The 23,690-nt window shown below is 47.1% G+C and carries 25 protein-coding genes; 8 read left to right on the forward strand and 17 right to left on the reverse strand.

The genetic code is table 11. The annotated features are described in order from the left end of the window. Positions 1-30 precede the first annotated feature (30 nt). The gene (locus HPY28_RS04500) at positions 31-750 is read right to left on the reverse strand and encodes a class I SAM-dependent methyltransferase (RefSeq protein WP_174230135.1); all 720 of its coding nucleotides are present in this window, start codon (positions 748-750) and stop codon (positions 31-33) included. 165 nt (positions 751-915) lie between these two features. Then, positions 916-1,599, reverse strand: coding sequence for a DUF1385 domain-containing protein (locus HPY28_RS04505; protein WP_173624290.1), 684 nt, complete (start codon positions 1,597-1,599; stop codon positions 916-918). Between the two features lie 78 nt (positions 1,600-1,677). Here HPY28_RS04505 and yfkAB point away from each other — a divergent pair, with 78 nt between their 5' ends. Both yfkAB and HPY28_RS04515 read left to right on the forward strand, forming a co-directional pair. Continuing rightward, complete coding sequence (yfkAB, locus tag HPY28_RS04510) at positions 1,678-2,793, forward strand: radical SAM/CxCxxxxC motif protein YfkAB (protein WP_174230136.1); 1,116 nt, start codon at positions 1,678-1,680, stop codon at positions 2,791-2,793. Positions 2,794-2,824: 31 nt separating this feature from the next. Continuing rightward, positions 2,825-3,079, forward strand: a complete 255-nt coding sequence (locus tag HPY28_RS04515; RefSeq protein ID WP_007724320.1) for an alpha/beta-type small acid-soluble spore protein — start codon at positions 2,825-2,827, stop codon at positions 3,077-3,079. A 2-nt stretch (positions 3,080-3,081) separates the two neighbouring features. On the opposite strand, the gene HPY28_RS04520 is transcribed toward HPY28_RS04515, so the two are convergent. The 5 genes from HPY28_RS04520 to HPY28_RS04540 all read right to left on the reverse strand — a co-directional run bounded on the left by HPY28_RS04520 (position 3,082) and on the right by HPY28_RS04540 (position 8,383). Then, positions 3,082-4,491, reverse strand: coding sequence for an MDR family MFS transporter (locus HPY28_RS04520; protein WP_017247840.1), 1,410 nt, complete (start codon positions 4,489-4,491; stop codon positions 3,082-3,084). 182 nt (positions 4,492-4,673) lie between these two features. After that, positions 4,674-4,862 carry a hypothetical protein gene (locus tag HPY28_RS04525; RefSeq protein WP_007724315.1) on the reverse strand — a complete coding sequence of 63 codons (189 nt, stop codon included), beginning with the start codon at positions 4,860-4,862 and terminating at the stop codon, positions 4,674-4,676. Positions 4,863-4,962: 100 nt separating this feature from the next. Next, positions 4,963-5,310 carry a LysM peptidoglycan-binding domain-containing protein gene (locus HPY28_RS04530; protein ID WP_017247838.1) on the reverse strand — a complete coding sequence of 116 codons (348 nt, stop codon included), beginning with the start codon at positions 5,308-5,310 and terminating at the stop codon, positions 4,963-4,965. Positions 5,311-5,461: 151 nt separating this feature from the next. Continuing rightward, on the reverse strand, positions 5,462-6,682 hold the full coding sequence (locus HPY28_RS04535) for a metal-dependent hydrolase family protein (RefSeq protein ID WP_174224844.1): 1,221 nt from the start codon (positions 6,680-6,682) through the stop codon (positions 5,462-5,464). A gap of 165 nt (positions 6,683-6,847) precedes the next feature. Further along, on the reverse strand, positions 6,848-8,383 hold the full coding sequence (locus HPY28_RS04540; protein ID WP_069852335.1) for a fumarate hydratase: 1,536 nt from the start codon (positions 8,381-8,383) through the stop codon (positions 6,848-6,850). A gap of 182 nt (positions 8,384-8,565) precedes the next feature. Here HPY28_RS04540 and HPY28_RS04545 point away from each other — a divergent pair, with 182 nt between their 5' ends. The 3 genes from HPY28_RS04545 (at position 8,566) to HPY28_RS04555 (ending at position 12,053) form a co-directional block, all read left to right on the forward strand. After that, positions 8,566-10,524 (forward strand): beta-propeller domain-containing protein, encoded by a 1,959-nt coding sequence (locus HPY28_RS04545; RefSeq protein ID WP_174230137.1) that lies wholly within the window; start codon positions 8,566-8,568, stop codon positions 10,522-10,524. Positions 10,525-10,604: 80 nt separating this feature from the next. Then, positions 10,605-11,291 (forward strand): tetratricopeptide repeat protein, encoded by a 687-nt coding sequence (locus HPY28_RS04550; protein ID WP_048032371.1) that lies wholly within the window; start codon positions 10,605-10,607, stop codon positions 11,289-11,291. A gap of 108 nt (positions 11,292-11,399) precedes the next feature. Beyond that, positions 11,400-12,053 (forward strand): SurA N-terminal domain-containing protein, encoded by a 654-nt coding sequence (locus HPY28_RS04555; RefSeq protein WP_026043010.1) that lies wholly within the window; start codon positions 11,400-11,402, stop codon positions 12,051-12,053. 58 nt (positions 12,054-12,111) lie between these two features. On the opposite strand, the gene HPY28_RS04560 is transcribed toward HPY28_RS04555, so the two are convergent. The 9 genes from HPY28_RS04560 to HPY28_RS04600 form a co-directional block, all read right to left on the reverse strand. Then, positions 12,112-12,801, reverse strand: coding sequence for an MBL fold metallo-hydrolase (locus HPY28_RS04560; RefSeq protein ID WP_017247833.1), 690 nt, complete (start codon positions 12,799-12,801; stop codon positions 12,112-12,114). A 99-nt stretch (positions 12,802-12,900) separates the two neighbouring features. Further along, complete coding sequence (locus tag HPY28_RS04565) at positions 12,901-13,689, reverse strand: ABC transporter ATP-binding protein (protein ID WP_017247832.1); 789 nt, start codon at positions 13,687-13,689, stop codon at positions 12,901-12,903. Between the two features lie 93 nt (positions 13,690-13,782). Continuing rightward, positions 13,783-14,220 (reverse strand): hypothetical protein, encoded by a 438-nt coding sequence (locus tag HPY28_RS04570; RefSeq protein ID WP_017247831.1) that lies wholly within the window; start codon positions 14,218-14,220, stop codon positions 13,783-13,785. Next, positions 14,217-15,047 carry a DUF3100 domain-containing protein gene (locus HPY28_RS04575; protein ID WP_017247830.1) on the reverse strand — a complete coding sequence of 277 codons (831 nt, stop codon included), beginning with the start codon at positions 15,045-15,047 and terminating at the stop codon, positions 14,217-14,219. The genes HPY28_RS04570 and HPY28_RS04575 overlap by 4 nt, the downstream gene beginning before the upstream one ends. Before the next feature lie 27 nt (positions 15,048-15,074). After that, positions 15,075-16,250, reverse strand: a complete 1,176-nt coding sequence (locus tag HPY28_RS04580) for an amidohydrolase (RefSeq protein WP_017247829.1) — start codon at positions 16,248-16,250, stop codon at positions 15,075-15,077. A gap of 276 nt (positions 16,251-16,526) precedes the next feature. Beyond that, complete coding sequence (locus HPY28_RS04585) at positions 16,527-16,988, reverse strand: hypothetical protein (RefSeq protein ID WP_174230138.1); 462 nt, start codon at positions 16,986-16,988, stop codon at positions 16,527-16,529. Positions 16,989-17,131: 143 nt separating this feature from the next. Then, the gene (locus tag HPY28_RS04590) at positions 17,132-18,664 is read right to left on the reverse strand and encodes an amino acid permease (protein WP_017247827.1); all 1,533 of its coding nucleotides are present in this window, start codon (positions 18,662-18,664) and stop codon (positions 17,132-17,134) included. 4 nt (positions 18,665-18,668) lie between these two features. After that, positions 18,669-18,818 (reverse strand): hypothetical protein, encoded by a 150-nt coding sequence (locus tag HPY28_RS04595; protein ID WP_017247826.1) that lies wholly within the window; start codon positions 18,816-18,818, stop codon positions 18,669-18,671. A gap of 145 nt (positions 18,819-18,963) precedes the next feature. Further along, the gene (locus HPY28_RS04600) at positions 18,964-21,381 is read right to left on the reverse strand and encodes an EAL domain-containing protein (RefSeq protein ID WP_174224847.1); all 2,418 of its coding nucleotides are present in this window, start codon (positions 21,379-21,381) and stop codon (positions 18,964-18,966) included. 190 nt (positions 21,382-21,571) lie between these two features. On the opposite strand from HPY28_RS04600, the gene uvsE reads away from it, so the two are divergent. Beyond that, the gene (gene uvsE, locus HPY28_RS04605) at positions 21,572-22,498 is read left to right on the forward strand and encodes a UV DNA damage repair endonuclease UvsE (RefSeq protein WP_174230139.1); all 927 of its coding nucleotides are present in this window, start codon (positions 21,572-21,574) and stop codon (positions 22,496-22,498) included. A 23-nt stretch (positions 22,499-22,521) separates the two neighbouring features. Here the strand turns inward: uvsE and HPY28_RS04610 are convergent, their stop codons facing one another. Further along, entirely contained in the window at positions 22,522-22,779 is a 258-nt protein-coding gene (locus HPY28_RS04610; RefSeq protein WP_017247823.1) for a hypothetical protein, read from the reverse strand. 203 nt (positions 22,780-22,982) lie between these two features. Here HPY28_RS04610 and HPY28_RS04615 point away from each other — a divergent pair, with 203 nt between their 5' ends. Both HPY28_RS04615 and HPY28_RS04620 read left to right on the forward strand, forming a co-directional pair. Beyond that, the gene (locus HPY28_RS04615; RefSeq protein WP_254476424.1) at positions 22,983-23,447 is read left to right on the forward strand and encodes a hypothetical protein; all 465 of its coding nucleotides are present in this window, start codon (positions 22,983-22,985) and stop codon (positions 23,445-23,447) included. A gap of 6 nt (positions 23,448-23,453) precedes the next feature. Beyond that, positions 23,454-23,639 carry a hypothetical protein gene (locus HPY28_RS04620; protein WP_017247822.1) on the forward strand — a complete coding sequence of 62 codons (186 nt, stop codon included), beginning with the start codon at positions 23,454-23,456 and terminating at the stop codon, positions 23,637-23,639. The last annotated feature ends 51 nt before the right edge of the window (positions 23,640-23,690 follow it).

Here is a 23,690-nt window from a genome sequence, read left to right on the forward strand (position 1 = left end):
CGCAAATGCACCTTCTATCCTCCCTGTTTTTTATGATTTACGAATTTCCAAATAATGCGTAGCGCCCACTAAAAACCGAAAGTTCGTCGGTTCCAGACTGGCTGTGTGACCGAACCGTTGTATTTCTTCCATGAGCTGTGGCAGCTTGCTATATGGTTTGCGATCCAATCCGATTAACGGATAGAGTCTGATTCGACCGCCAGGCTGACAAATTCGCAGCAATTCTTTGATCGCGTTCAAGTGAAATTGCTCATCGAACTGTTGCTGGTACAAAAACAAGAAGTGACTGCCAAGCACCAGTGAAAAGTGATCGTCTGCAAAAGGCAATTCCGGTAACAAGCCTGCGAAGTAGCTTTTACCGATGCCTTCATCGGCACGATACGCGGCAATGAATTGCTCCAGTGACCTTTCTCTGTTTTGATGATGCTGGCCAAGCGAGCCGTAATATTCCCAATGAAGGGTGTGTGCGATACCAGCCAGCTTTTGCGTCGATTCCTCGATCTCTCGCTTCCCCTTCGTATAAATCTCTTCAGGCTTCATTTCATAAAGCGGATCGACTGCGATTGCCTCTCGTCCTTGTTGGCATGCCTCCGCTGTAAAAGAGGACGCTCCTGCACCGACATCCAGGATCGGTCCCATCGCCAAGATTTCGTCTGAAAGTGAAAACATATCCACATACTCTTGATAGGAACGACATGTCATTGCCACTCCCACTTGCTCGTATACCCCTACATCCTGTTCTTTTCTCATCTCGTCTCGGCTCTCCTCATCTCATATTCCTCGATCCCTTTTCAAAGGAAATGGGATGAGTTGAGCAAATATTACCAAAATACTTTTCAGGATTCAACGTCACAACCAACCTGCGCGTGGAACAAAAAAAGCGGCGTATCCATAGTGGAAACACCGCTTTTTTCCTTACGAAGCATTTTGCAATCGATCCACTTCGCGAATGTGCTCAAATAGCATATACGAGCGGATCGCTGTCTCTAAATGAAGCTGATCCGGTTCTTTGGTCGTGCTGTATTTTTGAAAGAAAGCCGATAGCTTGTAAAGAAAACCGAAATATTTACGCACGTAGCGATCCCCGAGCATGCCCACAAGCAGTCCTGCTACCCCGCATGCGACACTCCATTCTAAAGGTAAAAAGAATACGGACAAAATGAACCCCGTAAAAAACCACACGACCAGATTCGTCGAGCAACCGTCATTCACGATATCTGCCCGTTGAATCTCTTTCAGTGCTGCTAGCGACTTCTTACCGCCATAGCTAAACACTTTATGTTCCGCACCGTGAAATTTTTTCATCATTCTCGGAAAAACGAAGTGAAAGCCTGCGATGTATACAGCTACCCACATCGGATCGATGATGGCCCAGTCAGGCTTCACGATCGCTGCCAGTACATAACCAGCAAGCAGGAGGTGAAACAATTGATAGTACCACGGAAAGGAGAAAAATATTCGATACCAGAGCTTCCCAATCGTTTTCAATGTGATTTTTTCCGCCCACATATGAATCACGCCGTCTTTTACTTCCGCGCAAGCCAGCACATTTCGATCATGAAAAAGCACACCGCGTCCAAAAGACATCCCCATAATCATCTCGTTAGCTATTCTCCTTCCGCCCTAATGTCGTTATAATAGGTTGAGTTGTACGCAGAATGAAGGAGGTTTCCACAATTGATCCGCATGGTTCCAACTACACCATTAACACCTATACACGATCCATGGGAGCCGTTGTTCAATGCGACACCCCCCGCCTATAAACTTACCAGCGTCGAGTTTACTGTAACGAATCTGTGCAATCTCCGCTGTGAGCATTGCGCGGTTGGTGATACATTGCGATACAAAGACGATCCCGCTCTCCCTGTCGATCTCATACTCCGTCGTCTCGATGAAGCAAAAGACCTGCTTACTATCAGTATAACAGGCGGAGAACCGATGTACAGCGAGCGCACCGTGAAAACTGTGATCGCGCCTATTCTACAATATGCAGCAGATCGTGGACTGCGGACGCAAATCAACTCCAACATGTCCATGCCGTTTTCTCGGTATGAGTTGATCCTGCCATACATCGACGTCATGCATATTTCATGGAACTGGTCTACTCCCGAAGAATTCCATGATATTGTTTACGCAAAAGCACGGCAGCCGGTTTCAATCAAAAGAGCGGAAGCACAGTTTCAAGAGATGATGGAAAATGCTCGCAAGCTCTCGGAAGCTGGTGTATTTGTCTCAGCCGAAACGATGCTGAATCATCGCACATGGACAAAGCTCGATACCCTCCATCGTCAGATTCAGGAGATGGGCAGCAAGCGACATGAGGTACACCCGATGTACGCGAGTGATTTTGCCCGTGATCTGGATGTACTTTCACTCGATGAGCTTCGTCAAGCCATTCATCGGATGCTCGATGTACGCAATGAAGATTTGTGGATGCTTTTCGGGACACTTCCTTTTTTCGCTTGTAGTTCTGAAGCGGCCGACAGGGAATTGATCAGCAGACTACGCTCAGCGAAAAATGTGACAACTCGCAATGATCCTGATGGTCGCAATCGTCTTAACATCAACATTTTCACTGGCGATGTCATCGTGACCGATTTCGGGGATGTAGAGCCATTGGGCAATATTCAAACCGACCAGCTCCAGTCGATGTTTGGAAAATGGCAAGAACACACGCTGAATCAGAAGATCAATTGCTTTTGCCCTGCTGCAGGATGTGCAGGACCTAACCTGCTCGTTGCTAATACTTACTATCAAGAGACTGATTTCACTCAGCGCAAAGCACTCGTCTAATTGGGCACACTAGGGCGTGAGGTGATCTACCATGAGCAGACGCAAACGCCCACTCGTCCCCGAGGCGAGAAAAGGACTGGACGCCCTAAAAGCGCAGGTTGCACACGTTGCTGATCCCGCGCAAGCCAAATTCGAGGTCGCAGAAGAAATTCATGTTCCATTGCAGCCCGGCTACAATGGACAATTAACCTCTCACGATGCCGGTCGAATCGGAGGACGCTTAGGCGGCAGTATGGTCAGAGAAATGGTTAGGATGGCAATGGAAGGCATGAATAAAAAACCGTGATCCTATTGTTTGGGAACCCCGCTATTTGAGTTATGCGAATGGCGGGGTTCTTTGTCGAGCAATCGAGTATTGCCGATTAGAACACTGGCTATCAAACTGATTCCAATTAGAATCAATCCAGTGACAAAGACACCGTGCATAGCTTCACTAAACATCATTCCTGCCCGCATTCGCCATTCTACAATGGTCCCAAACACACTGATTCCAATCGTCCCCCCAATGGAACGAAATAATTGCGATGTCGACATAGCAATGCCCCGATCTTGCGGTTTTACAGCGCTGTGTGCGGCTGTACCAAGTGCCGGATAGATTGCCCCCATGCCTAGACCTGTGACAATCATGTAGCTAACGAGTTGTGTGTTGGTTGTCTCTCCATCAATCGTGCTCAGAAGGAAAAAGCCGGTCGCCATGATGAGTAAGCTGGGAATCAAAATCGCCCGAAATGAAGCTTTTTCCATCCATCTTCCCCCACCCGTCGAAGAAATCGCTGCGGACAGCATGAGTGGCACTAAAAGGAATCCAGCTTCTGAGGGACTCGCACCGCGTACCCCTTGAACGAACAGAGGGATATAGGCGATGGCACCGAACAAAGCGGCACTCACAAAGAATCCTACGAGATTGCCATATCCGATGACCGGAATGCGAAATAGGGAAAGCGGAAGCAGGGGCTCCTTTGCTTTGGTTTCAATCCAGATGAACAAACCGAGAAGGAAGATACCCGCTCCCCCTAACCCGATCTTGTATTCCCTCCCCTCCATAATAAGGGACAGCAGGATGAAAATGATGGCTGCACTCAAACTAGTCGCCCCATACCAATCAATCACGGGCTTCTTATCATAGTGCCGCTGGTCACGAAAGGCTAGAGCAATGATCAATAAAGCAGTGATACCGATAGGAAGGTTTATAAAAAAGATCCATCCCCACGGCAGATGCTCCACGAGAATTCCTCCCAACGAGGGACCAAGTATACTCGTCATGGCAAAGACAGCTCCGAAAAGTCCTTGAAATTTGCCTCTCTTTTCGGGTGGATACAGTTCACCCACAATGATGAACGCAACCGGCATTAATGCCCCAGCGCCCAACCCTTGAACTCCTCTCGCGGCAATAAGACCCGTCATGGAATTAGCCATGCCGCAGAGGAGAGATCCCACAAGAAACAGAAACAAACCGATCACATACATTTTTCTCGGTCCAAACAAGTCCGCCATTTTCCCATAGATGGGCATGCTCGTGGTCGATGTGAGCATATAAATGGCGAACACCCAGCTATAAAGAGAAAGACCTCCCAGCTCTTTGGTAATTGTCGGCATGGCTGTTGATACAATCGTCTGATCCAACGATGACAAGATTAGCCCCATCAGCACTCCACTCGTAACCAATCCTACGCGACGCTTTTCCTTTTTCAACTCCATCACTCCCCTTTTTTGAAGTCAGTTGATAACAGCTCCAAAAATATAAGGGAATTTTTAGAAAAAGAGTAGACTTTTTCTTTCTGATGAGTTATTCTGATGATAGAGTCTGCCCCTAAGAACTACGAATGAATCATAAATAAAAAACCGCCTCCATTATGGACGCGGTTTTCTTGTTTTTCCATTCATCTCAGCTTGTCGAGCTTTTTGGCACTTGCCTTACGAGGTCCAAGCATCGCCTTTCCTATGTCGCCCACTTTGTTTACAGAGTCAAAAACTTGGTCGATCACATCCACCAGTTCCCGAATCTGCACCACTTTTCCATAGACGCCCATGAAATGGTGTCGGACGTTTTTTCCATTTAACCCTAGCATGGCCGCACCTCCTCTTAATCCTCTCGTATCACTTTATGCAGGATCAGGCGAAGAGGAAATAGCGATGTGTGGAAAATTATTCGACCCTCTATCCGGCTGCTTAGCGTGGACGAGGCGTGCCGGTCGGACGTGGGCGCGGAGGTTGTGTCGGCGTAATGGCCCGCTCCAGACGAGTGACACGATTCTCCAACCGATCTACTCGATTATCCAGCCTGCGAAAATCTTCGCGAAGCGCATCTACTCGATTCTCCAGTCGATTCAAACGACGCTCGACATCCCCACCAGGAGCTGGTGTCGGAGTCGGAGTAATCGGGATATACAAATTTTGACCAACATAAATGTAGTAGGGATAGGCGATATTATTCACGCGGATCAATTCCTGAACGGATACACCAAAACGAGCCGCAATGCTGTTTAACGTATCCCCCGAACGGACTACATAGTTCACGAATCTCACTCCTTTTTTTCTGTGATCATTCGTTATTAACCTATGCCCGCCCTGGTACACGCGCAATAAACCAATACCCATTTTCGCAAAGAATAGTCAAACACCCAGTACAAACGCCGTTACAAACCTGAAAGAACAAGGCTCAGTCCCATCAACACTTGGAATAGACAGTCACACCCTCAAGAAACACTTCTTCCACTTGCTTCAATACCTCAATCTCTTGTAGTGGATCCCCTTTTACCACAAGCAAATCTGCAAAATAACCTGGCGCTAACGTACCGATCTTGTTCCCTTGGTCCAGCACCTCAGCAGCGTTTTGGGTAGCAGCCTGGATCGCACGAATTGGCTCCATTCCCAGCTCCACCATCAGCTTGATCTCTTCTGCCACAGGGGTAATCGGATAGCCTTCCAATACGATATCCGTACCCGTAGCGATCTTTACGCCAGTATTTATCAATTGTACGAAGTTTTCCCGGTACGCCTTTTCCGATTCGATGAAAAAGGCTCCCTGCTCGATAAGCCCTTCGCTCAATATGCCTTGATTCGCCTGTTGTTGCTCATTCCAAATATGTTTGTAATAATCAGCAATCTGGAAAAAGGTGACCATGGTCGGTACCCATACCAGTCCTTTTTCTTTCATCTGTTCTGCCTGTTCGACGGTCATAAACGTCGCATGCTCGATCGTATCAAATCCCGCATCAATCGCCATCTGGATCGCAGGTTGGATCGAGGCATGCACACAGCATTTCCGTCCCAAACGATGCGATTCATCAACCGCCGCATCCAGCTCCTCTTGCGTGAACTCCGGCGTTGGTGTACGGTGACTCGTCATGAGCTTGATCCAGTCGGCTCCTGCTCTCACTTGTTCACGCACGGCTGTCCGCACTTCCCACGGACCATTTGCTTCTCGCAAGGCACCCTCTAATTGCCAACCGTGCCCCCCGGTCATAATAATCCCTTGGTTGACCTGAAAAAGACGAGGGGAAACAATGAATTTGTTCTTGGCCGCCAACTTCAGCGTACTGCACAATCCATCTGGTGCTGCTACATCGCGGATCGTCGTAACCCCCAAGGAAAGTGCCTCTTTCAAGTTCGCTGTCGCAAGTAAAGCCACCAGTCCATCGTTGTTGCGATACTCAGCGGAGTCTGGTTTACTCCACCAATACCCGATATGAACATGTAAATCGATTAAGCCTGGCAAAATGGAGCATCCGCTGTACCGCTTTACCTCTCCTTCCGAAATGGAATCCGTAAGCTCTGATTCTGTCCCCACTGCGACAATTTTTCCTCGCTCATCAATCCCAACAACGCCTTGTTCGATTACATGCTCTCCATCTCCGATAATAACGCGATCAGCAATCAACCATTTCATTTCTGTCCCCCCTGTCAAAAATGAAAATCCATCTGTCCGCAATCCTGGTTAGTCCCTCGAAAGTTCATCATGCATCCAACCTTTTCCTCCTTGTTTCTTGGCCTTGTAAAAAATAAAAAAACCTCCGGCTACACAGAAGTGCGCCAGAGGTTTTCCTTTTATCCCTTATTTAAATACAGGTGCAGCAAATTGAGCCAGTCTCTCTGCAGACGTTTTCTCGACATCCGCATGCAAGCTGTTGCCATGCGCATCCATCGTTACGATTGCCGCGAAGCCTTTTACATTCAAGTGCCACATTGCTTCTGGAATACCGAATTCCATGAAGTCAACACCGTTTACTTTTTTGATGCAGCGTGCGTAGTATTGTGCTGCCCCACCAATTGCATTGAGGTAAACAGCACCATGCTCATTCAATGCTTTCAGTGTTTTTGCACCCATTCCGCCTTTTCCGATAACGGCGCGGATTCCGAATTTCTTGATGATTTCGCCTTGGTAAGGCTCCTCACGGATGGAAGTCGTCGGACCAGCCGCTTTTACATGCCACTCACCCTCATGATCCTTCATCATAACTGGACCGCAATGGTAGATGATGCCACCATTCAGGTCCACTGGACAGTCATGATCCATCAGGTAGCTGTGCAGCGCGTCGCGTCCTGTGTGCATTTCTCCGTTGATGATAACCACATCGCCCACTTTCAGGCTGCGGATTTGTTCTTCCGTGATCGGCGCTTGCAGAACAACTTCACGAGGCTCATCGTCTGTTTCGTCCGCAGCTGCTACTGGCGTCAAGTCCATCGCCACTTCTTCATCTTTATACAGATAACGAAGGATTTCGCCAGTCTCCGGGTTCAGGCGAACACCTTGACGGCGGAAGGCCCAGCAGTTGTAGGCAACGGATACGAAGAAGCTTGCTGGCAGGCGGTTTTCCACGCCGATTTTACAGCCGAGCAGAGTCGCGTTTCCACCAAAGCCCATCGTTCCGATTCCGAGTTGGTTTGCGGTTTCCATGATGTAGTCTTCCAATGCAGCCAAATCAGCGTTTGGATTGACATCTTCTACTTTGCGGAACAATTGATGCTTCGCCAGTGCATAACCGGAGGTGCGATCGCCACCGATTCCTACGCCGATGAAGCCGGCACTACAGCCTTGTCCTTGTGCTTGGTATACTGCGTGCAAAATGCACTTGCGAATACCATCCAGGTTACGGCCCACTTTGCCCAGACCTTCGAGCTCACAGGGCAGGGAGTATTGGATGTTCTTGTTCTCACAGCCGCCGCCTTTGAGAATCAGCTTGATTTCGATTTCATCCTCTTCCCATTGCTCGAAGTGAATGACAGGAGTACCTGGTCCGAGGTTGTCCCCTGTATTTTCACCCGTCAAGGAATCTACGGAGTTGGAACGCAGCTTACCTGTTTTGGTTGCTTCTGCAATCATTTCTTTGATGGCTTGTTTAATGATCAGCTGGTTTACTCCAACCGGAGTTTTTACTTCGAAAGTTGGCATCCCCGTATCTTGACAGATCGGAGAAACATTTTCTTCTGCCATGACGACGTTTTCCGCAATCGTAGACAAAGACAGCGCTGCACGAGTGCCAAGATCCTCTTTCACTTTAGCTGCATTGACGGCACGACGCACGTCTGGTGGTAGATTCGTAGAAGTATCCGTGATGAGTTCCAGAATGCTTTGCTTCAAGTTTTCCATCTATGACGCCCCTTTTGACGTAGTGGTGTAAATGGTAGCATAAACCGCCTATTATTATAGCACACGCTCCCCCACCTGTCCGTAGATTGCTGTCCAAAGAGTGCGTGAAACATTCCGTAATCGTGCGTCGTCTTATTACCGACAACAAATTTTGGCAAGAAGCAGATATGAGGGGGATCAAAATGAAAAGAACATTTGCCGGGCTTCTCGCCTCCATGATGGTGGTGACCGCTATACCCTTCCTGTTCGCAACAGGTACAGTAGCGGAGCCAACCGTTCAAGCCGCATCTACAGAAGAGTTGCCAGTAGTCGGTTCCTATGCGGAGCTAAAAAAGCTCATCCAGTCATCAGACCTGGACAGCTACCATTACGCCACCATGGAAACGACTGCCGCTATGCCAGTAGCAGCACCTAGCACAGCCAACAAAGTAGCGGACACTTCCAGTGGCGCTGTTCGCGGTGATTTTTCCACAACGAACACACAAGTGCAGGGCGTCGATGAAGCAGATATCGTAAAGTCAGATGGAACTTATCTTTATCAATCTACGCAAAATGAAGTACGCATCATCAAAGCGTATCCAGCCACCGAGATGAAGGTCGCAAGCCGTATCAGCTATGACAATGGAAAATTCGTACCACAAGAAATGTACGTAGACGATCGTAGACTCATCGTAATCGGGCAAGCGGATGAGACCATCTCCTATCCTCCAGGTCCTGCTTCCAAAAGAGGCATCCCCCGATACCAAGGAATGCAATCCGTGAAAACCATGATCTACGATATTACGGACAAAAAACAGCCTCGGCTCATTCGTCAACTGGAGCTAGAAGGCCAGTACATGTCGTCCCGCAAAATCGGCGCGAGCTTGTACGTGACAGCCAACCATTACATGGATACGTATCGTATTATGCAAGAGAAAGCAGAAGTGCCAGGTCCAACGTATAAAGACAGCGTCCATCATAACCAATACCAAACCATTCCCTACAGCGAGATTCGTTACATCCCGGATCACTTTCGTCCAGAGTATTTGATCGTCGCCGGCGTGAATCTGGATGATGCAAAACAAAAGATGTCATTGAATACGTATCTTGGTGCTGGCGAGAACATCTATGCATCCACCAAAAATCTATATGTAGCCGTCACCCAGAACAGTGCTCAGCCAGTAGCGGTTAAGCAAAAAGGAGCGACAACTCCTTTGATTGCACCTCCCATCGAGTCTGATACAACCATTTATCGTTTTGCCATGAACAAGGGAGACATTCGGTATACGGGAAAAGGGTCGGTGCCTGGACGCATTCTGAACCAGTTTTCTATGGATGAAAACGACGGTTATTTCCGAATCGCCACCACGAGCGGGAACATGTGGCGAGACGATGAGCTTACGTCAAAAAACAACTTGTATGTTCTCGACAACAAACTCGAGGTATTTGGCAAGCTGGAAGGCATCGCTCCAGGAGAACGCATTTACTCTGTCCGTTTCATGGGAGATCGTGCCTACATGGTGACCTTCAAAAAAGTCGACCCGCTGTTTGTTCTCGATCTGAAGAAGCCTTCTGCTCCAAGCGTACTAGGTGCCCTCAAAATTCCAGGTTACAGCGACTATTTACACCCGTATGATGAAAACCATATCATCGGTTTTGGCAAAGAAGCAGAATCTGATAAAGACTGGGCGTACTACCAAGGGATGAAAATTGCCCTCTTTGACGTCAGTGATGTAACGAAACCGAAGGAAAAGTTCAAGACTGTTATCGGGGACAGAGGAACAGACTCCGAGCTATTGCGCAATCACAAGGCTCTGCTGTTCTCCAAAGAAAAAAATCTGCTAGCTTTTCCTGTATCCGTCCACGAACGGACAGCTGAACAAAAAGCCAAAAACGATATGCGCGAGTATGGCCACTTTACTTTCCAAGGTGCCTATGTATATCAGCTCGATCTGCAAAAAGGATTTCAACTGACAGATCAGATCACCCATCTGTCGAAGGAAGATGTCGCGAAAGCAGGCGAAGGCTGGTACGACAGCTCCAGTAACATTAAACGGATACTCACGATTGGCGACACACTCTATACCGTTTCTGACGATTACGTCAAAACACAGCAGTTCTCTACCCCCAAAAAAGAGAATATCTTGCCATTGACGAAATAGCGGTAATGCTCTGTCATGCGGACAGGTTCTGTGCTAAGATGGGGTAATAGATGCAGCGTAAATAGAGAGGGTGTCACTACGTGGAGTATTTGAGTTTTAATTTGACATCAACGCTGGCAGGGATTGCGGCTGTGCTGTTGGTTATGTTTATTCGCCTGCACTGGCCCTTCCGCTTTCAGTACATGGCCAATCTATTCAAACGCCGTTTGAATATTCGATTGCGCTGGCTGGAGGCTTCCTATCGGAAGAACCGTTCCCGTGCTGTCGCTATGCTGGATAAATCAACACATGAGATCATGCTTGGCAATTATGAAATGGCCGAAAAATATATCGTTCAAGGAATCAACGTTTGCAAAGAACGACCAACGTTATTCAATCAAGCGATGATTCACTACTTGTTTTACAACCTGGCGATCGTTTACTATTCATCCGAACGATACAACGAATCATTGGAAGTGGCGTTTCGTATTTACCAGCGTGATCAGGGAATGACTGATTCCTTAGCTCTTATTGCCTGTTCACACGCCCGCCTGGGTGAAGTAGAGAGTGCGATAGAAGCTTACCAGCTGATCGCAAGCAAACGATCGGCAAAAGACTGGAAGCTCTTCTGCTTGGCAGAGATTGAAGCTGCCAAAGGAAATTACGAGCGAGCCCTTTCCCATCTCAAGCAATTGATGGACAAATCAGCCAGTCTGTTGCATCTGAATCACACCGTACTGGAAAAACGCTTGGAAGAGTGGAAAAAAGCCTCTACACAAGCCAGCTAATCGATTGACGACCGCACATTGCTTTATGTGTGCGGTTTTTATTTTCCTGTCCCCGTAACGCTGCTCTATGCACAGTCGTAGAACTATCATGAAAGTGAGGTATTTTTAATGAAAAAATTCAATGTATCTATACTTGCTGTCTCAGCACTTGTACTCGGTCTCGCTGTAGCGGGCTGTACACCTGGAAAAGATTCTGCTTCTTCCTCTACAGAGGCACTGGCTAAAGTAGGAACAGTCTCTATTTCCAAAGATCAAGTATACGAGGCTATGAAAAAAGAAGCTGGGAAACGCGTGATGTCTGATCTCATCATAAAGGAAGTATATAAACAAGAAGCGGTTGCACAGGGAGTCACGGTAAGTGATCAGGAACTGGACGCAAAAATTAACCCAATCAAAGAAAAAATGGGGCCTGAGAAATTCCAAGAGTATTTGACTGAAGAAGAAATTACCGAAGATGAATTGCGTGAGAGATCACGTTTGATCCTGTTAAGGGACAAGATGTTCGAGAAAGCTTACCCGATCACGGAAGAGCAAATCAAGGAATACTATGAGAAAAACAAAGAAAAGCTCGAAGGTACGTTGGAAGAAGTACGTCCAAAGGTAACGGAGAAAGTCAAAGATAAAAACAAACGCTCCAACATGAGCACGTGGATCAAGGAATTGAAGAAAAAGCATAATGTTCAAATTTTGGACAAAGCATTTGAAAAAGTAGAGGATACAGAGAAAGAAACGGACAAAGCAGAACTTCCTGCTTCAAAATAAATCGGACAAAAAAGACTTGTGTCAGCCTGTTGAGGCGCACAAGTCTTTTTTGTCCATATTACCTACGTGCAATGGCAATGAGTTCCTGCAAAAACACCTTAATTTCGCCTTGAAGAATAGGGCCATGACCAGTGGCTAAATACTCAATGGGCCAATCCTGCAAAATCTCCAAGCCCTCCGTAAACTCCGCCGCTCGCTCTGGTTCACGTGCTACCCATTGCTTCAAGTGTTCTTGATAAGCTGTCCGACAGTCCACTTCTCCGCCAACGATTTGACCGAGTTCTGTGTTTTCAAAGCACAAATGATCGCCAACAAAGCAAATTTTCGTCTGGGGATCAAAGAAGGCAACAGAGCCTTCTGTATGAAAAGAAAGCTGTCGGAAACGCAGGGAAGGCAGATCTCCCCCACTACCTGTAAACGTATGGCCGAATAGCGTCTGTGAAAAATCGTCCAGTCCGTAATAATCGTCGAGGTGAATCCAATTGTTTCGAGAAGGGAACATATCGGCATTTCCAATATGATCAGCATGTCGATGAGTGAAGTAGACATATTCCGTTCGCTCTGGCTTGACCCCGATCTCTTCCAACGCCTGTTGAAAATAAGAGCGTTGCTTGCGCTGGTGAGAATCAATCAATACAAAGGCATTCCCTTGTTTGATCACATAGCTGTTTACGAAGCTATTCCACGCTTCCTCATAGGTGATGATCGCCCAGGTGGAGTCTGTGATTGGTGCAATCACATTGTTCATGCCTCCATCTCTCCTCTCCTCCCAGATACAATTTCTTATTGCTATTATACACAATCATGCACAACCGTGCTGATTCGTGCCCAAACTTATCCGACACAATCAGACTGTCGCCTCTTCCCCTAAGCTTACCCAAGATCTTCCTTGCGAGCGTTGAATGTGAACAGGTACACCGAAAAAGCTTGTCAGACGCTCTGCCGTCAGGACCTCATCTGTTGTTCCAGCCTGGTCTACTTCTCCCGCTTTTAGCAGCAAGGTATGCGTGAAGCAAGGCAAAATTTCTTCGATGTGATGGGTGACATAAATGAGAGTTGGCCCGTTTGACTGTTTGGCGATTTGTTCGATCATGGCCAACAGCTGTTCTCTTGAAAGCAAGTCCAGTCCAGTGCAAGGCTCGTCTAGGATGAGTAATCGAGGGGAAGCCATCAATGCACGAGCAATCAGTATTTTTTGTCTCTCCCCTTGCGATAAAGCCGCAAAACGTCTGTTTTTTAATGCACGGCATCCAAAAGTATCGAGTAAATCCGACGCTTTCTCTACGTCTGCCTCCTCTGGAACGGAATACAAGCCGATGGTTGCTTCTCGTCCACTCAAGACGACACGGAGTGCGGTTTCATGCTCGTGAAGCTGTGCCATCAGTGCTGTGCTTACCCAGCCGATTGATTTGCGCACCTCGCGTAAGTCGACTGTTCCGTAAAGATTGCCTAATACACTGACCTCTCCCTTTGTCGGCCACACATAGCCACAAATGATATTCAACAGACTGGTTTTACCAGAGCCGTTTAAACCGACCAAACACCAATGCTCCTTGTCTTGCACTTGCCAGGCAATGTCTCGCAGAATCGTTGTTTCATCCCTTTGCCAGGTAACCTTTCTCACATCAATGATCATGCTCTCTCCACTCCTGACTCTCACAGTTGTATGTGAAAAGAACCTCCATGGCATATGGAAGCACACGGAGGCCCTAACACAAAAACAGTTTCGTTAAAATTTGCCTTGAAACTTAAATACAATCTCCGCAAACAGCGTAGCGAAGAGGAACGTGCCGGTAAAGACGACGAGAGACACGACTACGATACGCCAGCTAAGCTGTTTGAATAGATGAACGTCTTTTCCGAGTGATAGACCTGCATACGCGAGAATCGGCGTGGCCAATGCGAGCAGATTGATCTTGGCAATCGCAGCAGCCGTATATTCGTTCCCTGGAAAAAACGGGGATGTCGCAAGCATCGCAAACAAAGAGATCCATACAATGACGGGAGATTTGAACGGTAGAATGCGAGTGAAGCCCATTCCGATTAACGTAATGACCGCCAAGAGCAAAATACCTGGCAAAGATTCCATGAATGGTACTTTATAACCGATCCAGTTACCGATGAGTGCAATGAAGCCAATGATAAAAATCGTCAAGATTTGATTCATGCGCTTTTTCTCCCCCCTTCTGCTGCAGAAGAAGCACCTTTGCGCCCAATAATAGGCTCAAGCCATGCGTACAGCTTTTGTGTGACCGGCAAGGAGAAGAAGATACATACGTACGTTCCGACGATACTCATCATCAAGTTTGCCGCTCCAGAATAAAAGGCAATGTCTTTTTGCGCTTCTGGGAAAATGACAGCCAATGAGCCTGTTGCTGCTGCCATCATACTACCGGAACCAACCGCGGCTCCCATCGCCAGAGAAATCGGGTGAAACAACCCACTGCTTCCTAAAATACTTGCAAGAATTGACATATAAATGGCACCAAACAAGGTTCCGCAAATATATACGCCCAGCGCGCCGCGAGCTTCGGCAGAGTTTGCTCCAAACTTTTCTACGATAATCGCCAAGTTTGGCTCACGGTCGAGAGAATAAGTAGCCCCAATTGCTTCACGCTTCAGACCCAGCCACAATGCGACTGGCAAACCAAATGCGATTGTCCCTACAATGTGTCCCATCTCTTGAACAATCAAAGATACACCAGAACCAAGTAGCTTAGGCAGCTCAGGACCGATATTGGCTCCCAGCTTCGCAATAAAGATCAAGAACGAAACACCCAAAATATTGGCTGCGACGTTCATTTCTTTTTCGCTCAAAAATTTAAACTTTGGCCAGCTGATTGCCCCGCCTAAAACAAGGGCGTAGAGCATCGGAAACAGAGCGATAACCCCGATGCCAATACTGATTTTCTTTGTCCCGATAAATTCTGTCAATGCGACGAGAACAAGTACGATAAAATGCAGCTTGTACTCATTGACGCGTCCCTCTGCCATACAACATCCCCCTCACTCTATCTTGCTCTACTCCATGACGACTTTTTGAGCTGCCCGAACAAACAATTCCACGCCGCGTACCATTGCATCCTCATCAAAATCAAAACGTGGATGATGGTGCGGATACGTAAAGCCTTTGTCTGGATTGCCAGCACCCAATTGAATAAAACAGCCTGGAGCTTTTTTCAAATACTCAGAGAAATCTTCACCCGGCATCAAAGGATCAATGTAAATAATCTCTTCTTCTCCCCAACGCTCGCGGATCGTATCCTCCATCAGCTTCGTCACCTGCTTGTCGTTGACAACCGATGTGTAGCCATGTGAGAACGTCAATTCATAACTTGCGCCATGCGCTTCCGTAATTCCTTTGACAATTCGTTCAATCCACATCGGAATATTTTTGCGAATCTCCGCATCGAAACATCGCGTGGAGCCTGTCAGTGTCATCGAATCCGGAATGATGTTATAAGCTGTCCCTGCATTCAGCATCGTCACCGAAATAACGACCTTGTCCAACGCACTGACATTGCGGGATACAATTTGTTGCAGGCCAGTAATAACCTGTGCCCCAATGACGATCGGGTCAACCGATGCTTCCGGTTGCGAGGAGTGCCCGCCTTTGCCTTGAATCTTGATATCGAAGCGATCTGTCGATGAAGTAAGTGCCCCGTAAAGTACACCGAATTTCCCGACAGGCATGTACGATGCCAAATGAATGCCGATAATCGAATCCAGTCCGTCTGCTGCACCAGCTCTTACGATTTCAGCAGCACCACCTGGCGGCAGCTCCTCGGCATGCTGGAAGAAGAAACGAACCTCGCCTTTAATTTGATCCTTGTACTGGGACAAAATTTTTGCGGCTCCCAACAGCATCGCTGTATGACCGTCATGTCCGCACGCGTGCATCACGCCAGCTTTTCCTGATGCATATGGCACATCATTTTCTTCATGGATGGGGAGCGCATCAATGTCAGCACGAATGCCAAGAACTTTTCCTGGCTGTGATCCGATCAGTCGAGCGACGACACTCGTTTTAGTTGGCCGCGAAAGCTCTAAATTCCCGAAAGATTCCAACGTTTCGTAAATAAATTGAGACGTCTTCTCCTCTTCAAACGACAATTCTGGATGCTGATGGAGATATCTTCGCCATGAGACTACCTGCTCAGCTACTTCATCCGCCCATTTCTTCGTTTCCAAACTCACACGATCACTCCTTTTTCTGCTTTCTTCCTCAAAATCTTCCGAATCAGTTAAGTTTAACTAAAAAAAATATCGTTTTGTGAATTCTATCACGGAACGATGAAAATAACAAATGTCCATTCCACAAGGACAAAGCTGTCGAATCTACATCTGTAACTGTCTATTTATTTGTTATTTTAGAATTTTCCACCGATAATGTCCATGTAAAATATACTATTTGTAACAATAAAAACATTTGCTCTGCTAGAGTGGGAGCTTTTCTAGAGAAAAGCCCTTGTCCTATTCTACATTTACTGCAAAAACGACAAAGCGATTCGAAAATTGTCCCAGCCACATTTCTCCATTCCCTACCATCACGCCTTGATCATTGACAAACGTATCTGTTACCTTTTGCTGTAAAAACGCTTCCTTTACCTTCCCCGTCATGATTCGATCATACTCTTCCAAAAATTGCTGTTCATCTCGGATAAAATGGCTTTTTCCGTATTTGTTCACACGCAGTGGATACCTGATATGCTTGGCTACTTCTGTCTTGTCATTTTTTTTGACCGCCTCTTGAAGTTTTCCATAAAAGGATTCGAATGCGCCTGCATTTGTAATACCCGCGACTTCATACCGATTCGAGGTATTTCCTTCACGCACATATCCGCCATACCCACTCACCTGTGGAACCAAACTCGTCGTTGCGTGAGCCATCAGCGCGATTCCCATTGCAAGCAACACCCATCTCATTCTTTTCATCGCGTTCCTCCCATATGTATTTCTATTTCCTTCCTACTGTTAGCTTTTCGTCCTCTGCCATTCGTTATGCAAAATCACCTTCTACGAAAAAAAGCCCTTATGCCAATACTGACATAAGGGAGGCTCTGCCAACTTCTTTTCCATTAGGAGTCCCGAAATTTCGCTTCCTGACGTTTAATGTCTTCCTCCGAATTGCCCAGCGCAGCTTGCGGGCCTTTGAAATGCTTCCGGTAATAAGCCAAATCCATGATCAGAAGCACCAAAAACATGGCTATCAAGGCATACCCAGCTGTTTGATTGGGTGGAATCACCATCATAATCGAGATGAAGAGGATCCAAATCAAGCTCAGCACATTAATGGGTTTACTCCAGTTCCCCAAATGCCAGGGACCGTAATGCTTCCGTTGAAATAGTCCTCGCGATTCCGCCCGGAGCTTGAGGTACAAGGGGATTCCGTAGGCGACATAAAGCCCAACGACACTTACCGCCGTAAGAAATGCCAAAGTGGTATACGTCGTATTCGGATTGATGCTTTTCACGATGTAATCGAACAAGGCAAGCGCAAAGGAAAGAATGATAACCAGCCAAATTGCTTTTGCTGGCGTTCTGTACTTGGTCGATATTTCCGCCCACTGGTGGCTCCACGGCATTCCTTTGTCACGTGAAAACGCATACAACATTCGCGAGAAGGAAGTAATGGACGCCAAGCCACAGAACCACATCGCAAAGGTAACCAGCCACAACACCACTGAACCAAATGTACCTCCTAATGCCTCGCTAATCACGTAAATAAATGCATTTTCCGCTTCACTCGCAGCCGCTGCGTTTTTGATGGATAAGGTGACAAAAGCAAGCATGATAAATCCAAAAATAAAGGAAAAGGCCACAGACGTATAAATCCCCCAAGCAGCACGAACTCGCGGATTAATCGTTTCTTCAATCGTATGCGCCGATGCATCATAGCCAGTAAACGTCCACTGCGCTTGTAACAACCCAATTAAAAAAGCAATCGCGTACGGCTTGTCAGAAAAGGTTTGACCGACCTGAAAGAGGTAATCAAGCGGTTGCAAATCATGACGGGAGAAAAAGACGAGACTTCCGACGAGTATGACGACGACGCCAATATGGTACCAAGCGGAGAAGTCATTTAACCGGGCCACGAGTCGAATTCCAATGTGGTTAAACGTACCGTGCAAAAGGAGTGTGATCCCGAACAGGATTAACGTGGTTGTTTCTGTTGAGGTATAACCAAACGCACTCGCTAGCAGTGGGTCCGCAAACAAAGAGAACGAATAGTCAATACCTGCGACTATCCCGATTTGGCCAATGAGATTGATCCACGCTGTGTACCACCCCCACCGTTTGCTACCTAAAATGGCTGCCCAGTGATACAGCGCTCCAGCTGTAGGGATCGCTGATGCGAGTTCAGACATCGATGCTGCAATCAGGATGACAAATAACGCTACCAAGGTCCATCCGAAGCCCATCATGCCAGAACCGCCATACAGTAATCCGTGCCCGTACAAGGATACTGCACCTGTCAAAATAGAGATAATCGAAAATGAGATCGCAAAGTTCGAAAAGCCACCCATATCCCTCAGTAATTCCTGCGCATAACCAAACTTGTTCAGGTCTCTCTTGTCCTCGAGTAATTGCTGTTCTTTTTCCTGCCGCATTTCGTTATCCCTCCCTTCCCTTCTCTGCTTGGGAACCGATAAAGCTTTCATGCGCGCTTTCATCAAATTGCCGGACGCTTTCGTTTGCCCGATACCCAATGGCAATCGCAACTCCAATGGTAAACAGCAATAAGACGACACCTAGAGCCAGCATTCTCTCCCTCCTTTCGTCCTAGATGCAATTCCTTGACAAGTTAGCAGGAATAGTACATTTTACGTGCCAATTTGACAGCTATACCACCTCATTTGGCTGGCAAATGCAAAACAAAAGAGCAACTCATGAGAGCTGCTCCTCTTGTTTAACTAGCGCCTTTTTGGGCTTGCAAATAAAAGGCTACGTCTTCACTCGATAACGGTCTGCTGAATAAATAGCCTTGAACTTCTTCACACAGATGCTCCTGCAAAAACGCAAGCTCCTCCTTTGTCTCGACCCCTTCCGCGATCACACGCAGTTGCAAATGATGCGCCATGGAAATAATCGTGGATACGATGGCCTGATTGGAAGGGTGTCCGATCATGTCGCGTACAAACGAGCGATCTATTTTCAAACGATTCAACGGAAATTCTTTCAGATAGTAGAGAGAACTGTAGCCCGTTCCAAAATCGTCAATCGCAACGTGCACCCCTAATTGCTTCAGTTCCTTCAATGCCTGTGTGGCGCGTTGGACGTCGATCATGCTGCTTTCTGTGATTTCCAGCTCCAAGTATTCCGGTGCCAACCCTGTCTGGTGTAGAATCTCAGCGACCATCTGGGTAAAGTCTTGTTTGAGAAATTGACGCGCAGATAGATTAACGGCTACCCGAAGCGACATGAGTCCCTGCTCTTGCCATTGTTTGTTCTGTTTGCAGGCCGTCCGCAGCACCCATTCTCCAATCGGTACGATCAACCCGGTTTCTTCTGCTACAGAGATGAATTGGTCTGGCAAAAGCAATCCTCGTTCAGGATGATTCCAACGAATCAACGCTTCTACACCAACGATTGCGCCTGATTTGGCACATACCTGTGGCTGGTAATGCAATAAAAATTCTTTCCTAGCCAAAGCGCGATTCAATTCATTTTGAATATTCATTTTGTCATTCACTGCTTGTTCCAGATTCGGTACGTACAGGTGGAAACTGTTCTTCCCTTTGTCTTTGGCTGCATACATTGCCGCATCTGCATTACGCATCAAGACACCTCTGTCTTGCCCATCTTCTGGATATCGAGAAATCCCGATACTCGTCGTTATGTACAGCTCGTGCCCATGGATAAAAAATGCCTGTTCAATCCTTTGGTTGATTTCATTCGCTATGGATGAAACTTCTTTTTCCATGACATCCGTTAGAATCACCATGAATTCGTCTCCGCCAAGCCTGCTCACCGTTCCTTTTTTGCCCACACAATCCTGCAAACGCAAGGAGGCTTCCTGAAGTAACAGGTCACCAAAATCATGCCCCAAGGAATCGTTTACCAGCTTGAAATGGTCGAGATCCAGAAACAACACGTATACTTGCTGATCCTTTTTTTGTGCCTCCATGATCGCCTGATCCAGTTGCTGTTCGACAAAACGGCGATTCGGCAAACCAGTCAACGAATCGTGAAAAGCGAGATAATTGATTTTTGTCTCGTATTCTTTCTTATTGGTAATGTCTCTCACAATCATAAAGACACCCGTAATCTGCTGATCGACAAACACGGGGGTATGGGTCATGTTCAGATGAAGCTGACGACCCTCGCTCGTGGTCAAGGTGATCTCGTAGTTGTGCGCCTCACCTTGCACTGCATTTGTAAAGTTTGTCGATATGAGCTCGGCATCTTTAGAAGCACACATCTTCATTAATTTTTCGAGAGGCAAGCTCCGTTCCTTTGTCAATCGCATTGCCGCAGGATTCATGACGCTTTGGCTACCATCGATCGAGTAAAAGATCACCCCGTCGTAATTGTGATCAAATAGCGATTTATAGCGTTGATCACTTTCTAGCACGCGCAAGCTCTTCCCTGCGAATTGCTTGTCCACGTATACAGAAGCCAATGTCACGACCAGAATCATTACGATGACAATGCCAATCATAGTAGCGATCAGGCCCGAATCATCATGCGAGATCACTGCGATTGTCATGTGCTCGTGAGCGACGAATGTGGTGGCGTACATACCAATGTAATGCATACCTGTAATGGCTGCCCCCATCAACAGCCCTGCAATAATTTTACGCCAGAGACCTTTTACTGGGTCCACCGAACGCAATTGAAACGTAAGAATCAACGCAACCATCGAAACCAAGATGGCAACGAAAATAGATATGGTAAACCATAGCCAATCGTACAGAATAATGGCGTTCATCATCATCGCTGCCATCCCTGTATAATGCATTCCGGCGATACCAGACCCAATGACAACCGATCCTGTTACTACCCTCGTTTTGGACATGGACTGCTCGCTCACGATCCATAATGTAAGCGCTGATGATAAAACGGCCAAAACAATCGAGAAAAATACAATCAGGTTATCATATTGGACGGCAATCGGCAGATGCAAGGCAAGCATGGCAACAAAATGCATAGCCCAAATACCAAGCCCCATGGAGACGGCTCCAGCACATAACCAAAACACACGTCCCCTGCCTTTTGCAAAATGGAGACGTGCGCCTAGATCTAATGCTGTGTATGACGCCATTGCTGAAATAAAATAGGAGAGAAAAACCAGAGTCATACTATAGGATTGGTCAAGACTATTCATTACATTCTCCTTCAAAAACCTCTACCGAAGTTTACTCACAAGGAACGTCCGCGCTTTCACGGAAAGTTAATTGGCGTACCTGTGACATTCTCCCATCTTATCCGTTTTATAATTCTCTGGCAAGAAGCCGACGACGTTCCCCTTTTGGAGATACTACAAAGGAATGCTGCTGCAAAGGAGGGAGATTTCCTTGATCCGTATGGGCTATGCCTGCATCAGTGTAAAGACGAAGAACAATCCAAACAAGAAAACGACGGTTGCCCAAGTAAATAAATTAGATCCCCAAGCTCGGTTAAAAAAGCTGCGGCAAGTTATGCAGGCAAACTTTTTCAATTTAATGGATTTGCTTGCTTATAATGTTGAAAATCATATCTTTTTGTATCGACTTCCTTCTGAATTTGTTCCACTCGCTACTCATCCAGTTGCAGCTGAATGGGATTGGGCAAAAGAATTCGCATGGGACTTCCAAAAAGCAGGGAAATATATCCGCAATCATGGCATTCGTTTGACAGCTCATCCCGGACATTACAGCATATTGAACAGCGACAAGCCTTCTGTGCTGGAATCGACGATTGCTGATTTTTCCTACCATGCAAAAGTGTTTGATTTACTGGGGCTCGATGATAATTCCGTCTTGGTGACGCACGTGGGAGGAGTATACGAAGACAAAGCCTCTTCTCTCGATCGTTTTGCATCCAACTTCGAGCTGCTTCCTGAAAACGTCAAACGTCGCTTAGTCGTGGAAAACGATGACATGTCTTTTACCATGCGCGAGGTACTGGAGCTGTGCGAACGGATCGGTGTGCCGATGGTGCTCGATATTCACCACCACAACTGCCATTCTGATGGCGAAGATTGGGCGGAATACCTTCCACGCATTATTCAAACCTGGGGAGAGCGCACACCGAAGATGCACATGTCCTCGCCTAAGTCAGCAAATGACTTTCGCGCTCATGCAGACGATATTGATCCAGATGCGTTCCTGACATTTGTCAGTGCGCTGGCGGATTACAATGTGGACATCATATTGGAATGCAAAAACAAAGATGATGCCTTGCTTACTTTAAGGCGCGAGTTAAAGAAAAAAGGAGTCGCTGTTGAAGCATTTACGAATTGAGTATGGAAAAGGACGCCGCTTAATTAGCTGGCGTCCTTCCTCGTGCGTTCAAAATGAACATCCGCAGTCACACCCACGCCCTCGTCTATGACCCCTTCTCTGTCGGCAATTGTATCCGGAGGAAGAGCTACCGCCACTCGAAGATGATGAGCCTCGACCAAAGGAACTGCTACCGTCATTCCATAATTGGCAACGGTCATGATAATGATGCATTCTCCGTTCATGATGTTTGTAATGTCTGCGGTATTCCATGTATTTGCGGCGATTTTCACGATGCTCATCGCATTTGTGGTGGAAATACTGCATCCGGTCCATATGGAACTGGAATTTAAACAGGTACAGCTCCAGATCCCTTCCTATGTTCTCATTCGGTCGCGCATTCGGCCTGACATTCGGTCTAATATTTGGTCTTAGATTTGGCATCATGTTTGGACTTTCATTCGGTCTAATATTTGGTCTGATATTCGGTCTTAGATTTGGCATCATGTTTGGACTTTCATTCGGCCGCACATTTGGTCTGACATTCGGCCTTACGTTCGGTCCGACATTTGGCCTCATGTTTGGACTTTCGTTTGGCCGGACGTTCGGTCTGACATTCGGTCTCATGTTTGGACTCTCATTCGGTCGCACGTTTGGTCTCACATTGGGTCTTACATTTGGCCTCATGTTTGGGCTCTCATTTGGCCTGACATTCGGTGAAGCGTTAGGCATAGGGTTTGCCGGCATAGGGTTTGCCGGCATCCGGTTCGGTGGCATTGGCATTGGATTCGACGGTTTGAGGTTTGGTGGCATCGGATTTGGCGGCATTGGATTTGGCGGCTTGAGATTTGGTGGCATTGGATTCGCTGGCATCCGATTTGGCGGCATTACGTTCGGCACGTTCGGGTTAGCCAGATTGGGAGCAGGCATGATCGGTTTTTGCGGCATTGGGCGCGCAGGAATAGAATGATTCGGATTGATTGGACTTTCCGACTTGGGCTTTTCAGGAGAAGGCTTCATAGGTGACGGCATCGATGGAGACGGCAATGGCATCGCTGAAGAAGGCGGTTTCGGCATTTCTTTAGGACGCCTTGGGAGTGCGGTAGGCATAGGCGGCATCTTACGTCGCTTTTCCACGGAAACTACACGTCCTTTCGGATGAAATAACACAGTACATGGTATGACATTTATCCAACTCGAGAGACGACTCTCG

This window comes from Brevibacillus sp. HB1.2, from assembly GCF_013332495.1.
Classification (GTDB): Bacteria; Bacillota; Bacilli; order Brevibacillales; family Brevibacillaceae; genus Brevibacillus; species Brevibacillus porteri.

Excerpts from the sequence above, each read along its gene's own strand:
- HPY28_RS04500 (WP_174230135.1), bottom strand. The coding sequence starts at position 750 with ATGAGAAAAGAACAGGATGTAGGGGTATACGAGCAAGTGGGAGTGGCA.
- HPY28_RS04505 (WP_173624290.1), bottom strand. The coding sequence starts at position 1,599 with ATGATTATGGGGATGTCTTTTGGACGCGGTGTGCTTTTTCATGATCGA.
- HPY28_RS04515 (WP_007724320.1), top strand. The coding sequence starts at position 2,825 with ATGAGCAGACGCAAACGCCCACTCGTCCCCGAGGCGAGAAAAGGACTG.
- HPY28_RS04520 (WP_017247840.1), bottom strand. The coding sequence starts at position 4,491 with ATGGAGTTGAAAAAGGAAAAGCGTCGCGTAGGATTGGTTACGAGTGGA.
- HPY28_RS04525 (WP_007724315.1), bottom strand. The coding sequence starts at position 4,862 with ATGCTAGGGTTAAATGGAAAAAACGTCCGACACCATTTCATGGGCGTC.
- HPY28_RS04535 (WP_174224844.1), bottom strand. The coding sequence starts at position 6,682 with ATGAAATGGTTGATTGCTGATCGCGTTATTATCGGAGATGGAGAGCAT.
- HPY28_RS04540 (WP_069852335.1), bottom strand. The coding sequence starts at position 8,383 with ATGGAAAACTTGAAGCAAAGCATTCTGGAACTCATCACGGATACTTCT.
- HPY28_RS04545 (WP_174230137.1), top strand. The coding sequence starts at position 8,566 with ATGAAAAGAACATTTGCCGGGCTTCTCGCCTCCATGATGGTGGTGACC.
- HPY28_RS04555 (WP_026043010.1), top strand. The coding sequence starts at position 11,400 with ATGAAAAAATTCAATGTATCTATACTTGCTGTCTCAGCACTTGTACTC.
- HPY28_RS04560 (WP_017247833.1), bottom strand. The coding sequence starts at position 12,801 with ATGAACAATGTGATTGCACCAATCACAGACTCCACCTGGGCGATCATC.
- HPY28_RS04565 (WP_017247832.1), bottom strand. The coding sequence starts at position 13,689 with ATGATCATTGATGTGAGAAAGGTTACCTGGCAAAGGGATGAAACAACG.
- HPY28_RS04570 (WP_017247831.1), bottom strand. The coding sequence starts at position 14,220 with ATGAATCAAATCTTGACGATTTTTATCATTGGCTTCATTGCACTCATC.
- HPY28_RS04575 (WP_017247830.1), bottom strand. The coding sequence starts at position 15,047 with ATGGCAGAGGGACGCGTCAATGAGTACAAGCTGCATTTTATCGTACTT.
- HPY28_RS04585 (WP_174230138.1), bottom strand. The coding sequence starts at position 16,988 with ATGAAAAGAATGAGATGGGTGTTGCTTGCAATGGGAATCGCGCTGATG.
- HPY28_RS04590 (WP_017247827.1), bottom strand. The coding sequence starts at position 18,664 with ATGCGGCAGGAAAAAGAACAGCAATTACTCGAGGACAAGAGAGACCTG.
- HPY28_RS04595 (WP_017247826.1), bottom strand. The coding sequence starts at position 18,818 with ATGCTGGCTCTAGGTGTCGTCTTATTGCTGTTTACCATTGGAGTTGCG.
- HPY28_RS04600 (WP_174224847.1), bottom strand. The coding sequence starts at position 21,381 with ATGAATAGTCTTGACCAATCCTATAGTATGACTCTGGTTTTTCTCTCC.
- HPY28_RS04610 (WP_017247823.1), bottom strand. The coding sequence starts at position 22,779 with ATGAGCATCGTGAAAATCGCCGCAAATACATGGAATACCGCAGACATT.
- HPY28_RS04615 (WP_254476424.1), top strand. The coding sequence starts at position 22,983 with ATGTTTGGACTTTCATTCGGCCGCACATTTGGTCTGACATTCGGCCTT.